Genomic DNA, 13,896 nt, shown 5'->3' on the forward strand with positions numbered 1-13,896 from the left:
AGGAAGAACCCATGAACTACTTGATCCAGCAGGCCTCCATCCTCGGCGGCGAACCGGTCGACGTGCTGATTGCCGACGGCAAGATCGCCCAGCTGGGCAGCATTGCTGCCGCCGGTGATGCCCAGGTCATCGACGCGCGGAATCTCGTGCTCCTGCCCGGGCTCGTCGACACCCACACGCACCTGCGCGAACCAGGCCGCGAAGACGCCGAAACCGTGGAAACCGGTTCGCAGGCAGCGGCCCGCGGCGGCTACACCGCCGTGCACGCCATGGCCAACTCCACCCCGGTAGCCGATACCGCCGGCGTCGTCGAGCAGGTCTACGAATTGGGCCGCAAGGCAGGCTGGGTGGATGTCCGCCCGGTCGGCGCGGTGACCGTCGGGTTGGCCGGCAAGCAGCTGAGCGAAATCGGCGCAATGGCCGACTCCCGTGCCCAGGTGAAGATGTTCTCCGATGACGGCATCTGCGTCTGGGACCCGCTGCTGATGCGCCGCGCCCTGGAATACGTGAAGGCCTTCGACGGGGTCATCGCCCAGCACGCCCAGGAACCGCGCCTGACCGAAGGCGCCCAGATGAACGAGGGCGAAGTCTCCGCCATCCTGGGCATGCCCGGCTGGCCAGCGGTCGCCGAGGAATCGATCATCGCCCGCGATGTGCTCTTGGCCGAGCACGTCGGCGCCCGCCTGCACGTGTGCCACGTGTCCACGGCCGGCTCGGTGGAGATCATCCGCTGGGCCAAGGCCCGCGGCATCCAGGTCACCGCGGAGGTCACCCCGCACCACCTGCTGCTCACCGATGAGAAGGTCCGCACCTACGACCCGGTCTTCAAGGTCAACCCGCCGTTGCGCCGCGAAGAAGACGTGATGGCGCTGCGCGCGGGCGTTGCCGACGGCACCATCGACGTGATCGGCACCGACCACGCCCCGCACCCCTCCGAGGCCAAGGACTGCGAGTGGGGAGCGGCCGCCATGGGCATGACCGGCCTGGAGACCGCTCTGTCCATCGTGCAGCACACGCTGGTGGACACCGGGCTGATGGGCTGGGAGGGCGTGGCCCGCATTACCTCGCAGGTGCCCGCGCAGATCGGCCGCGTTGCCGACCAGGGCCGACCGATCGCCATCGGCGAGCCTGCCAACCTGGTGCTGGTCGATCCGGCAGCCCGCTGGATCGTCGACCCGGCCGCCATGGCCACCAAGGGGCGCAACTCGCCGTTCGCCGGCATGGAGCTGCCAGGATCGGTGCGCGCCACCTTCTTCCACGGCCATGCCACCGTGCTCGATGGCCAGCTGGCTACCCCGAGGACGGCCAATGCCTGAGGGAGCCCTGACCCCGTTGATCTGGACGATTGTCGCGATCGTCGCAGGCGTGGGCCTGATCCTTTTCGGCTGGCGGAACCTCAAGGCCCGGCAGTCAGCGATTCCCGAGCCCTTCGAGGACTTCGCCGATGAGGTGGAGCACCATTTCGCAGGCATGTACGTGGTCACCACCCGGTTCGACGACTGGCTGGCGCGCATCGCGGTCCATGAGCTCGGGGTGCGCACCAACGCCACCTTGGAACTGGGACGCGAAGGGCTGCACCTGATCCGTTCCGGAGCGCGCGACGTGCACATCCCGTGGGAGCACTACGAGGACGTGAAGCGCAGCAACGGGATGATCGGCAAGGTCGTGGAGAAGAACGGCCTGATCGTCATCACCTGGAACAAGGACGGCTTCACCTTCGACACCGGATTCCGTCCCCGCTACCACGAGGACACCCCAAAGATCTATCAGTTGCTGGCGTCGCACAACGACGTAAGCCGAGCAGGAGACAAATAAGTGAATTCCCTGAGCAACCTACCAGCCGTGTTGGTACTTGAAGATGGCCGCATCTTCCGCGGGCGCAGCTATGGCGCCGTGGGCACCACCCTGGGTGAAGCAGTATTCACCACCGGCATGACCGGCTACCAGGAAACCCTGACTGACCCGTCCTACGCGCACCAGATCATCGTGCAGACCTTCCCGCACATCGGCAACACCGGCGTGAACTCGCAAGATCCGGAATCCACCCGCATGTGGGCTGCCGGCTACGTGGTGCGCGACGCCGCCCGCCGGCCAAGCAACTGGCGCAGCGAGCGCACCCTTGATGCAGATCTGGTCGAGTACGGCATCGTGGGCATCCAGGGCGTGGACACCCGCGCGCTGACCCGCCACCTGCGCGACGCCGGCGCGATGAAGTCCGGCATCTTCTCCGGCGATGACGCCGCGAAGACCGACGCCGAGCTGGTGGCCCTGGTCAAGGCGCAGCCGTCGATGGCCGGCCGCAACATCTCCGCCGAGGTTTCGGTGGACGCCGCCTACATCGTCGAGCCAGCGGACCACGGCTACGACGGCGAGGCCAAGCACACCGTGGCCGCGATCGACCTGGGCATGAAGTCGATGACCCCGCACCGCCTGGCCGAGCGCGGCCTGCGCGTGCACGTGCTGCCGTACAACGCCACCCTGGAAGATATCAAGGCCACCGGTGCTAACGGCGTGTTCTTCTCCAACGGCCCCGGTGACCCTGCCACCGCCACCGCCCAGGTGGAACTGGTCCGTTCGGTGCTCGATGCCGGCATCCCGTACTTCGGCATCTGCTTCGGCAACCAGATCCTGGGCCGCGCGCTGGGCTTCGACACCTACAAGCTGCGCTTCGGCCACCGCGGAATCAACCAGCCGGTGATGGACAAGGCCACCGGCCGCGTGGAAATCACCAGCCAGAACCACGGCTTCGCCGTCGACGCGCCCATCGAGGGCGCCGTCACCGCTCCGGTCGAACGCTTCGGCAAGGTCGAAGTCTCGCACTATTCACTGAACGACCACGTGGTCGAAGGCCTGAGCTGCCTGGACATCCCGGCCTTCTCCGTGCAGTACCACCCAGAGGCAGCATCCGGCCCCCACGATGCCGCCTACCTCTTTGACCGCTTCATGACCGCGTTGGATTCCGCCGCAGAAAAGGACAGCAAGTAATGCCTAAGCGCACCGATCTGAAATCAGTTCTCGTCATCGGTTCGGGTCCGATCGTCATCGGCCAGGCCGCTGAGTTCGACTACTCCGGCACCCAGGCACTGCGTGTGCTCAAGGAGGAAGGCCTGCGGGTCATCCTGGTCAACTCCAACCCGGCCACCATCATGACCGACCCGGAATTCGCCGACGCCACCTACGTGGAGCCGATCACCCCCGAGGTCGTCGAGAAGATCATTGCCAAGGAACGCCCGGATGCGATCCTGCCGACCCTGGGCGGGCAGACCGCGCTGAACACCGCCATCGCCCTGGACAAGTCCGGTGCCTTGGAGAAGTACGACGTCGAGCTGATCGGCGCGAACATCGAAGCCATCGAGCTGGGCGAGGACCGCGAGAAGTTCAAGGGCGTCGTGGAGCGCTGCGGCGCCGAATCGGCCCGCTCGGTCATCGTGCACACCCTGGACGAGGCCTTCGCCGCCGTCGAGGAACTGAACTACCCGGTGGTCGTCCGCCCGTCGTTCACCATGGGCGGCTTGGGTTCGGGCATGGCCTACAACCCGGAGGACCTGCGCCGCATCGCGGGCGCCGGCCTGCAGTACTCGCCAACCACCGAGGTGCTCCTGGAGGAGTCCATCCTGGGCTGGAAGGAATACGAGCTGGAGATGATGCGCGACAAGAACGACAACGTCGTGGTCGTCTGCTCCATCGAGAACTTCGATCCGGTCGGCGTGCACACCGGCGACTCGATCACCGTGGCCCCGGCCATGACCCTGACCGACCGCGAATACCAGAAGCTGCGCGACATCTCGATCGCGGTCATCCGCGAAGTCGGCGTGGACACTGGCGGCTGCAACATCCAGTTCGCCATCGAGCCTGACACCGGCCGCGTCGTGGTCATCGAGATGAACCCGCGCGTCTCGCGCTCCTCGGCACTGGCCTCCAAGGCCACCGGCTTCGCGATCGCGAAGATCGCCACCAAGCTGGCCGTGGGCTACACCCTGGATGAGATCCCGAACGACATCACCCAGAAGACCCCGGCTTCCTTCGAACCGGCCCTGGACTACGTGGTCGTGAAGGTCCCGCGCTTCGCCTTCGAGAAGTTCCCGGCAGCGGACAAGACCCTGACCACCACCATGAAGTCGGTCGGCGAAGCGATGGCCCTGGGCCGCAACTTCACCGAAGCGCTGCAAAAGGCGCTGCGCTCCCTGGAGCAGAAGGGCTCCGAGCTGTCCTTCGAGCCGATCCCGGAATCCGAGCACGAGGCCGTGCTGGCCTCGATCGTCAAGGGCTCGACCGAGCGCCTGTCGCTGGTCCAGCGCCTGCTGTTCTCCGGCGTGTCCATCGAGAAGCTGTTCGAGACCACTGCGATCGACCCTTGGTACCTGGACCAGCTGCAGCTGATCAACGAGGTCGCGCAGCTGGTGGCCGCGAACAAGCACCTGCCGGAGCACGTGCTGCGCGAGGCCAAGCGCCACGGCTTCTCCGATGTCCAGCTCGCCCAGCTCACCGGCAAGGCCGAATCGGTCATCCGCGGCATCCGCCATGCCCTGGGCGTGCGCCCGGTCTACAAGACCGTGGACACCTGCGCCGCCGAATTCGAGGCCTTCACCCCGTACATGTACTCCTCGTACGACGAAGAGACCGAGCTGGAGCGCCACGAGAAGAAGTCGGTCATCATCCTGGGCTCGGGCCCGAACCGCATCGGCCAGGGCATCGAGTTCGACTACTCCTGCGTCCACGCGGTGATGGCGCTGCGCGCCGAGGGCTACGAGACCGTCATGGTCAACTGCAACCCCGAGACCGTCTCCACCGACTACGACATCTCCGACCGCCTCTACTTCGAGCCGCTGACCTTGGAAGATGTCCTGGAGGTCATCCACGCTGAAGAGGAAACCGGCGGCGTGCTGGGCGTGTTCGTCCAGCTTGGCGGCCAGACTCCGCTGAAGCTCGCCGCCGAGCTGAAGGCTGCCGGCGTGCCGATCCTGGGCACCTCGCCCGAGGCCATCGACCTGGCCGAGCACCGCGGCGCCTTCCAGCAGGTACTGGATAACGCCGGGCTGGTAGCGCCGAAGAACGGCACCGCGGTGTCCTTCGCCGATGCCAAGACCATCGCCGACTCCATCGGCTACCCGGTACTGGTTCGCCCTTCCTACGTGCTGGGCGGGCGTGGCATGGAGATCGTGTACGACGAGGCCAACCTCGAGCGCTACATCACCAACGCGACCGAAATCACCGTGGACCACCCGGTACTGGTGGACCGCTTCCTGGAAGACGCCATCGAGATCGATGTCGACGCCCTGTTCGACGGCACCGACCTGTACGTCGGCGGCATCATGGAGCACATCGAGGAAGCCGGCATCCACTCCGGGGACTCGGCCTGCACCCTGCCTCCGATCACCCTGGGCGCCGACGTGCGCGACCGCGTTGCCGCGGCAACCCGTGCGATCGCCGAAGGCGTGGGCGTGCGTGGCCTGATCAACATCCAGTTCGCCCTGGCCAGCGACATCCTGTACGTGATCGAAGCGAATCCGCGTGCATCGCGCACCGTGCCATTCACCTCGAAGGCTACCGGCGTGCAGCTGTCCAAGGTCGCCGCGCTGATCGGCGTGGGCCGTACCCTGGCCGAAATGCGCGGCAGCTACCTGCCAGCATCCGGCGATGGCGCGCACCTGCCGGAATCGGCGGCGATCGCCGTCAAGGAAGCAGTTATGCCGTTCGCCCGCTTCCGCACCCCGGAGGGCAAGGTCGTCGACTCGCTGCTCGGCCCCGAAATGCGTTCCACCGGCGAAGTCATGGGCATCGACAAGTACTTCGACACCGCTTTCGCCAAGTCGCAGGCCGCAGCGAACAACCCGCTGCCAACCGGCGGCAAGGTCTTCGTCTCGGTCACCAACCGCGACAAGCGCTCGATCGTCCTGCCGGTCAAGCACCTTGCTGACCAGGGCTTCGAGATCATCTCCACCGGCGGCACCGCAGAAGTGCTGCGCCGCAACGGCATCCCGACCCAGGTGGTCGGCAAGCTGCACGAAGGCGGGGAGTCCATTGTCGATTTGATCGTAGCCGGCCAGATCGGCCTGATCCTGAACACCCCGTCGGGCTCGGATGCACGTGGCGATGGCTACGAGATCCGCGCCGCCGCGACGTCTGTCGGCACCCCGGTCATCACCACCGTGGCGGAGTTCAACGCTTCGGTCCAGGCGATCGATGCCCTGCGCGAGTACGAGTGGGATGTCACCAGCTTGCAGGTGCACGACGCCAACCTGAACGCAGCGCGCAATGCCTGAGCCGACCCCATTCGGTCAGCGGCTTCGTTCAGCCATGCAGGCTTCCGGCCCGCTGTGCGTGGGGATTGATCCCCACCCGGCGCTGCTGGAAGCCTGGGGGCTGGAAAATACGGCCGAGGGCGTGCGATCTTTCTCACTGACCGTCGTGGAAGCGATGGCCGGTGCGGCGGCAATCCTCAAGCCCCAGGTGGCTCTGTACGAGCGTTTCGGGTCCAAGGGATTTGCCGCATTGGAAGAAACCTTGAGTGCTGCGAAGTCCGCTGGACTGCTCACGCTGGCCGACGCCAAGCGCGGGGATATCGGTTCGACCATGGCAGCGTACGCGAGCGCATGGCTCGATGATGCTTCTCCGCTGGCCGCTGATGCCGTGACTCTGAGCCCGTACCTGGGTTATGAATCGCTGCGTCCGGCATTGGATTTGGCTGCTGGAACCGGCAGGGGAGTGTTCGTTCTCGGACTGACTTCCAACCCCGAGGGGCCATCGGTACAGCACGTAGGCGGGGAAAACTCGGTTGCTAAATCAATTATTGACCAAGTCACTGCGGATAATGCATACGCAGGAGATTTAGGACATGTCGGGCTGGTTGTTGGTGCGACCATCGGGGATGCACCGTCCAAGCTCGGAATCGATCTGGCAGCTTCCAAGGCTCCGCTGCTCACACCAGGGCTCGGCGCCCAGGGTGCAACGGCCGCGGATATTGCCAAGTCATTCGCCTCAAGCTACGGCCAGGTACTGGGCACGAGCAGCAGGGACATCCTCAAAGAGGGGCCGACTAAGGCCGCTCTCAGGGAAAAAGCCCTGCGGGTTAGGGACGAATTGCTGGCAGCTCGCTAGCAAAAAATTCGAATAAGTGACATAGGCGCGTTGTGGCTATTAGAGTTTCTAGTAGCCACAACGCGTTTAGTCTTGCAAAAGCAGCGTTAGCTCGCTATGTTTCTCAACATAAGCCTTAGTCCACTACAACTGAAGGATGGCTGAACGATGGTACTGCGAGAACTCTCTGACGAAGATCGTATCCGCGCCCGCGCCAAGGCACTCGCCGCACGCACTCGTCGTGCAGAAATCAAGGCCGAGTTCAGTGCCGGCAAAATTTCCATCACCGAGGTACTAGACTTGGTATACGAAGATGAAGCCGTGGGACGCATGCGTGTCATGGACCTTCTGGAATCGGTACCGGGCGTAGGTGAAGTACGCGCGGCAAATTTGCTGGAGCGACTTGGCATTTCCCCTTCCCGCCGTCTGCGCGGACTGGGACGCAAGCAGCGCACCGCAATCACCGAGCACTTCAAGCAAAGCCCGCCAAAAACGAAAGTGTAGTCAATGACCGCTGCGTCGGTAACTGTTCTAGCCGGCCCCACGGCAGTAGGCAAGGGCACCGTCTCTACCTACATCCGCGATAACTATCCAGATGTCTGGCTTTCGGTGTCCGCAACGACCCGCAACGCCCGGCCAGGGGAGCAGGATGGAGTCCACTACTTCTTCGTGGGCCCCGAACGCTTCCAATCCCTGGTCGAGGAAGGCCAGATGCTGGAATGGGCTGTTGTCCATGGCCAGAACAGCTACGGCACGATTCGATCGACGGTTGAAGATGCAGTGGCAGATGGCAAGAAGGTTCTGCTGGAAATCGATCTGCAAGGTGCGCGCCAGGTCAAGGAGTCGATGCCCGAGGCAAAATTCGTCTTCTTGGCACCGCCATCATGGGAGGAATTGGTGCGCCGCCTTGTGGGACGCGGCACTGAAACGGCCGAGGAACAGCAGCGCCGCCTAGAAACCGCTAAACTAGAACTTGCAGCGGAATCTGAATTCGACGTGACCATCGTCAACGACGATGTCGCACGTGCCGCCGAAGAGCTTGTAGCCCTCATGGGGCTAAAGAACGACAAATAGGGAGTCCTGTGTCCAACCCAGAGGGAATCATTAACCCATCGATCGACTCGTTGCTTGAGACCAACGACTCGAAGTACGCCATTGTGCTGAACTCGGCCAAGCGTGCACGCCAGATCAACGCCTACTACGCGCAGCTGAACGAAGGCCTGTTCGAGTACGTAGGCCCACTGGTGGAAACCAAGCTGAACGAGAAGCCGCTGACCATCGCTTTGCGCGAGCTGGACGATAACCTGCTGAAGGTAACCGCAGCCGAGGTCATCGAAGACTAATCGAAAAGTCGGCGCCCCTGAGCGGGCGCCTTCTTTTTCGTTAAGCTCCTTTTTCTCCCGCACCCACCTCATTGCCGCACCAAATCCTCGAGGAAGTACTTCGTGAAGCGAATTGTCCTAGGCGTTTCCGCTGGTATCGCCGCCTACAAGTCCGTACTCCTGCTGCGCTTGCTGCGCGAAGCCGGGCACCACGTCGACGTGATCCCTACCCGGAACGTCACCAACTTCGTGGGCAACGCCACCTGGGAGGCCCTGTCCGGAAATCCGGTCACCTCGAACGTGTTCGACGCGGTGGATTCGGTCAATCACGTGCGCCTGGGCCAGCAGGCCGATCTGGTGATGGTAGTCCCGGCCACCGCGGACGTCTTAGCCAAGGCCGCTGCGGGATTGGCTGACGACCTGCTCACCGGAACCCTGCTGGCCACGCGGGCGCCGGTAGTGATGGCCCCGGCCATGCACACCGAAATGTGGCAGCATCCGGCCACTGCCGCGAATGTGCAGACCCTGCGGGATCGCGGCGTGCGGGTGATCGAACCCGCTTCCGGGCGGCTGACCGGCAAGGACTCGGGACCGGGCCGGCTTCCAGAACCCGATGAAATTTTCGCCGCAATCCAGGACCTGCTCGCCGAACCGGTGCTGGCCGGAGCCAAGGTGCTGATCACCGCCGGCGGCACCCGTGAACCGCTGGACCCGGTGCGCTTCCTGGGTAACCGCTCCTCGGGCCGCCAGGGTGTCGCGCTGGCACAGGCCGCCAGAGATGCCGGTGCCGAGGTCACGCTGATCGCCACCCATCTGGAAGTGCCCGCGCCGCATGGCGTGCGGCTGGTGCACGCCTCCAGCGCACTGGAGCTGCGCGAGGCGGTCTTCGACTGCGCCGAGGGCCAAGACGTGCTGATCATGAATGCCGCGGTCGCCGATTTCCGCCCGGCAAGAATCGAGAACTCGAAGATCAAGAAGCGCGATGAGCATTCGGCTCCGGTCATCGAACTGGTGCGCAACCCGGACATCCTCGCCGAGCTGGTCGCCGCGCGCGGACAGAATCCGCAACTGCCGCCGTTCATTGTCGGTTTTGCCGCCGAGACCGGCGATGAGCAGGGGACCGTGCTGGAGTACGGCCAGGCCAAGCTGAACCGCAAGGGCTGCGAAATGCTCGTGGTCAACGAGGTGGGCGCATCCCTGACCTTCGGGCAGGAAACCAATAGCATCCAGGTTCTTTTCGCCGATGGCGCCGACTCGGTGCAGGCCTCGGGCAGCAAGCTCGAGGTGGCCCGCGTGGTCATCGAACAGATTTCGAATGCAACAAAAAGTCATGCAGATGTAACAAAGTGAGTGGCGCCATACGGTGCTTGTTCACGAAACGTACCAGATCTGCTTACCGGTCCCAGAGACCAGATAGAGTTATACGGTGACTTCAACAACCCCTGAACTTCGTCTTTTCACCTCGGAATCCGTGACCGAGGGCCACCCGGACAAGATTTGCGACCAGATTTCCGACGCGATCCTCGACGCCATGCTGGCGCAGGATCCGGACTCGAAGGTCGCCGTCGAGACCCTGACCACCACCGGGCTGGTGCACGTTGCCGGCGAGGTGACCACCAATGGCTACGTGGAGATCCCGGAGATCGTCCGCAAGACCATCCTGGATATCGGCTACGACTCCTCGGCCAACGGCTTCGACGGTGCGCGCTGCGGCGTGTCCGTGTCGATCGGCCAGCAGTCCCAGGAGATCCACGACGGCGTCTTCAACTCGCTGGAGTCGCGCGAAGGAACGGCCAAGGATCCCCGCGACATGCAGGGTGCCGGCGACCAGGGCCTGATGTTCGGCTATGCCTCGGATGAGACCGACTCGCTGATGCCGACCCCGATTTTCCTGGCGCACCGCCTGTCCGAGCGCCTGACCCAGGTCCGCAAGAACGGCCGCATGCCGCTGCTGCGCCCGGATGGCAAGACCCAGGTCACCATTGGCTACGACGGCGACAAGCCGGTCTCTGTGGACACCGTGGTTGTCTCCAGCCAGCACGCCGCCGAATACGAGCTGGCGACCCTGAAGGCCGACCTGCATGAAGAGGTTGTGACCCCGATCCTGGAGCGTTCGGGCCTGGACATCTCGAACACCAAGATCATCCTGAACCCATCGGGCCCGTTCATCATCGGCGGCCCGGTCGGCGATGCCGGGCTGACCGGCCGCAAGATCATCGTGGACACCTACGGCGGCTTCGCCCGCCACGGCGGAGGCGCCTTCTCGGGCAAGGACCCTTCGAAGGTCGACCGCTCGGCTGCCTACGCGATGCGCTGGGTGGCCAAGAACGTGGTCGCCGCCGGCCTGGCACGCCGTGCCGAGGTCCAGGTGGCCTACGCGATCGGCGTGGCCCGTCCGGTGGGCCTGTATGTGGAGACCTTCGGCACCGAAACCGTTGATCCGGCCAAGATCACCAAGGCCATCAACGAGGTATTCGACCTGCGCCCGCTGGGCATCATCGAAGACCTGGACTTGAAGCGCCCGATCTACCGCAAGACCGCTGCCCACGGCCACTTCGGCCGCGAGGACAATGACTTCACCTGGGAGAAGCTGGACCGCGTCGAGGCCCTGCGCAGCTGGTTCAACGCCTAGGACCTGAGCGTGCAGCAAGACGCCCTCATCTCAGCACCCGAGCCGGCCCGCCTCAAGCGGGTTGCCCGGGTGCTGATTGATTCTTCCGTCCCGCACCTGGACCGCTTCTTCGATTACGAGATTCCTCCCTCGATGGCCCAGGATGCCGTGGCGGGGGTGCGCGTGAAGGTGCCCTTCGGGCCGCAGCTGCTCTCCGGATTCATCGTCGCGGTGCTCGAGGACCACGCCCCAGAGATGAAACTGCGGCCGCTGGCCAAGCTGGTCAGCACCCAGGTGGCGCTGTACCCGGAAATTGTGGCCGCCGCGCAGGAGATCGCGACCCGCTATGCCGGAACCCTGTGGGATGTGGTGCGTCTTGCGGTGCCCGCCCGCGCGGCCAAGGTCGAAAAAGAGGAATTGGCCACCGTCGCGCCGTTGCTGCCCGACGCCCCGAACCAGCTCTCCCGCTACGAGCACGGCGCCCAAGCGCTTGACGCCTGGGGAAGCGGCGAAACCCTGCGCGCCGTTGCCACCTGGGTGCCGAATTTCCACGGTGCCTGGCCAGGTTTCTTGATGGATGCGGCCCGTCCGGTGCTTGAGCGCGGCAAGCGCGTGCTGCTGATCGTGCCCGACGCGCGCGACCTGCGGCTGCTGGGTGGCTATCTCGATGAGCACTTCGGCGCCGAATCCTATGCGCGGCTGCAGGCCGACGACGGGCCGACTCCGCGCTACCGCAACTTCCTGCGTGCCATCGGAGGGCATGTGCAGATCGTCATCGGCACCCGTTCGGCGGCGCTATGCCACGTGCCCGGGCTGGAACTGATGATCGTGTGGCAGGACGCGGACCAATCGCACCGCGAACAGCGCGCACCCTACCAGCACAGCCGCGAGGTGGCGTTGCTGCGCAGCCAGCAGGCAGGCATCTCCCTGCTGATCGCATCGCCATCGCGCTCGGTCGAAGCCCAGCGCCTGGTGGCGACCGGCTGGGCCACCGAACTGAAGGTTCCCCGCGACCTGTTGCGTGCGCAAACCGCCCGCATTGTGGCCACCACAAACGATTTCGAGCTCGAGCGCGACCCGGTGCTCGCCCGGGCGCGCATCCCTTCGCTGGCCTGGCGGGAAGCTACCAAGGCCCTGGAATCCGGCCCGGTGCTGGTGCAAGTGGCGCGCACCGGGTTCATGCCGGCGCTGGCCTGCCAGGACTGCCGGACCCCGGCGCGCTGCACTGCCTGCCAAGGCCCGCTGCACATCGCCGGCAAAGGCTCGCATGTGGCTTGCCGCTGGTGCGGCGAGCAGTACCACGACTACCGGTGCGTGCACTGCGCCTCACCGAGGATCCGGGCCGCCAGCATCGGCGCCGACCGCACCGCCGAAGAACTCGGGCTGGCCTTCCCCAAGGTCAGCGTTATTTCTTCCACCGGAGCAAAACCCGTGGACAAGATTCCCGGCAAACCGGCGCTGGTGGTCGCTACGCCAGGGGTCGAACCATTTGCCGAATCCGGCTACGCCGCGGTTCTGCTGCTCGATGCCGACAAGATGATGGCCCACGATTCGCTGCGCAACCCCGAAGAAGTCATCTCCCGCTGGTTCACCGCTGCTTCCATGGCGCGTGCCGACGGGGTAGTGGTGCTCACCGGCAATCCGAGCCCCGCCGGGGCCGCGCTGGTGCGCTATGACCCGGCGAGCTTTGCCGAACGCGAATTGGCCGAGCGCCGCGAGGTGGGGTTGCCTCCGGCAGTGCGCAGCGCAGTGATTTCGGGCCTGGGCGCCGAACGGCTGGTCGCGAACCTGGATCCGCAGACCCGGCAGTGCGTGCAAATCCACGGCCCGACGGTGATAGACGGGCCCCCGGCCCAGCACCGCTACGTGCTCTTCTTCTCCTACTCCGACGGGCCGGCGGTGACCATGGCCCTGCGCCAGCTGCGCGCGAGCATGTCCGCGGCCAAGGACCCGGTCGTGAATATCGCTATCGACCCGGACGACGCGCTCTAGGAGCCCGCCGCGGGATCCTCGGCCTGGCCGGTTGCCAGCAGCTGCAGGAAGCCATCGATGGCGGCGGCGGTTTCGGGAGCCTTCTCGTAGTGGATCAGATGCCCGACGTTCTCGAGCATGACCAGTTGGGCGTTGGCGAAGCTGGCCCGCAGCGCCTCCTGCGTCTGCGCGGTGCCCAGTTCGTCTTGCAGGCCGCCGACCATCAGCGTCGGCAAGCCGAGCGCAGGGGAGTAGTCCCCGACCGTTGCGCTGACCGAGGCGCGGTACGACTGGGCCAAGGTGGCCCGCGAGTGGAAGCCGCCGAAGTAGGCGCGGTGCTGCTCGCGCACGTAGCGGCGGATTTCCGGGTCCCTGCTCTTGGTCATCACCAGGCTCATGGCATCGCTGAACAGCTTGGAACGCAGCAGCGGTTCGCCGATGCGGGCCGGAAGCTTGGCGCACACCTCGTAGTAGCCGCTGGTGAGCTTGGCCAGCAGCGCCTGGTCGGACTCCAACGCCGGCTCGGAGATCGGGTTGAGCAATACCAGCGAGGCAAAGCCGCGGACGGTGGCCAGCTTGGCGGCCACGATCGAGCCGAAGGAATGCCCCAGCAGGTGCACGGAGGATTCCAGTTGCAGCTCTTCGGCCAGCTGATTGAGCACCGCAGCGTACCCCTCGACGTCATGGGGCAGATCCGCCATCGAGGTCGAAGTGCCAAAGCCGGGAAGATCGGGAACGATCACCGTGTAGTGCTCCAGGTGCGAGACGATGCGCGCCAGCCCGTGGTGGTCTCCGCGGAAACCATGCACGGCGTAGATCACCCCGCGGGAGGGCTGCTGGGCCGGGTGGGTGTAGACCCGGATTTCTGCACCGTTCAAATGATGGGTGGTCACTAGCTGCTGTCGTGGGGCCATG

At 64.9% G+C, this 13,896-nt stretch carries 12 protein-coding genes; 11 read left to right on the forward strand and 1 reads right to left on the reverse strand.

What is annotated here, in order from left to right:
* Nucleotides 1–11 precede the first annotated feature (11 nt).
* From ACP3TE_RS16210 to ACP3TE_RS16260, 11 genes are all read left to right on the forward strand, one after another.
* Nucleotides 12–1,316 (forward strand): dihydroorotase, encoded by a 1,305-nt coding sequence (locus ACP3TE_RS16210; protein WP_105658304.1) that lies wholly within the window; start codon nt 12–14, stop codon nt 1,314–1,316.
* The gene (locus ACP3TE_RS16215) at nt 1,309–1,815 is read left to right on the forward strand and encodes a hypothetical protein (RefSeq protein ID WP_105658305.1); all 507 of its coding nucleotides are present in this window, start codon (nt 1,309–1,311) and stop codon (nt 1,813–1,815) included. The genes ACP3TE_RS16210 and ACP3TE_RS16215 overlap by 8 nt, the downstream gene beginning before the upstream one ends.
* The gene (gene carA, locus ACP3TE_RS16220; RefSeq protein WP_105658306.1) at nt 1,816–2,985 is read left to right on the forward strand and encodes a glutamine-hydrolyzing carbamoyl-phosphate synthase small subunit; all 1,170 of its coding nucleotides are present in this window, start codon (nt 1,816–1,818) and stop codon (nt 2,983–2,985) included.
* Nucleotides 2,985–6,263 (forward strand): carbamoyl-phosphate synthase large subunit, encoded by a 3,279-nt coding sequence (carB, locus tag ACP3TE_RS16225; RefSeq protein WP_133833340.1) that lies wholly within the window; start codon nt 2,985–2,987, stop codon nt 6,261–6,263. The genes carA and carB overlap by 1 nt, the downstream gene beginning before the upstream one ends.
* Nucleotides 6,256–7,098 (forward strand): orotidine-5'-phosphate decarboxylase, encoded by an 843-nt coding sequence (gene pyrF, locus ACP3TE_RS16230; RefSeq protein WP_388022089.1) that lies wholly within the window; start codon nt 6,256–6,258, stop codon nt 7,096–7,098. Before carB ends, pyrF begins: the two co-directional genes overlap by 8 nt.
* Before the next feature lie 147 nt (nt 7,099–7,245).
* The gene (mihF, locus tag ACP3TE_RS16235; protein WP_013349055.1) at nt 7,246–7,581 is read left to right on the forward strand and encodes an integration host factor, actinobacterial type; all 336 of its coding nucleotides are present in this window, start codon (nt 7,246–7,248) and stop codon (nt 7,579–7,581) included.
* Nucleotides 7,582–7,584: 3 nt separating this feature from the next.
* Entirely contained in the window at nt 7,585–8,151 is a 567-nt protein-coding gene (gmk, locus tag ACP3TE_RS16240; RefSeq protein WP_105658309.1) for a guanylate kinase, read from the forward strand.
* A gap of 8 nt (nt 8,152–8,159) precedes the next feature.
* Nucleotides 8,160–8,420, forward strand: coding sequence for a DNA-directed RNA polymerase subunit omega (gene rpoZ, locus ACP3TE_RS16245; protein WP_286134300.1), 261 nt, complete (start codon nt 8,160–8,162; stop codon nt 8,418–8,420).
* Between the two features lie 102 nt (nt 8,421–8,522).
* Complete coding sequence (gene coaBC, locus ACP3TE_RS16250) at nt 8,523–9,749, forward strand: bifunctional phosphopantothenoylcysteine decarboxylase/phosphopantothenate--cysteine ligase CoaBC (protein WP_388022086.1); 1,227 nt, start codon at nt 8,523–8,525, stop codon at nt 9,747–9,749.
* Between the two features lie 76 nt (nt 9,750–9,825).
* Nucleotides 9,826–11,031 carry a methionine adenosyltransferase gene (gene metK, locus ACP3TE_RS16255; protein ID WP_105658312.1) on the forward strand — a complete coding sequence of 402 codons (1,206 nt, stop codon included), beginning with the start codon at nt 9,826–9,828 and terminating at the stop codon, nt 11,029–11,031.
* Nucleotides 11,032–11,040: 9 nt separating this feature from the next.
* Nucleotides 11,041–13,002: a primosomal protein PriA gene (locus tag ACP3TE_RS16260; RefSeq protein ID WP_388022084.1), complete on the forward strand. Its 1,962-nt coding sequence runs from the start codon at nt 11,041–11,043 to the stop codon at nt 13,000–13,002.
* On the opposite strand, the gene ACP3TE_RS16265 is transcribed toward ACP3TE_RS16260, so the two are convergent.
* Nucleotides 12,999–13,895, reverse strand: coding sequence for an alpha/beta fold hydrolase (locus tag ACP3TE_RS16265; protein WP_388022082.1), 897 nt, complete (start codon nt 13,893–13,895; stop codon nt 12,999–13,001). The two genes, ACP3TE_RS16260 and ACP3TE_RS16265, sit on opposite strands and share 4 nt — an antisense overlap.
* Between the last annotated feature and the right edge of the window lies 1 nt (nt 13,896).

It is taken from the genome of Glutamicibacter sp. 2E12, from assembly GCF_050030965.1.
Classification (GTDB): domain Bacteria; phylum Actinomycetota; class Actinomycetes; order Actinomycetales; family Micrococcaceae; genus Glutamicibacter.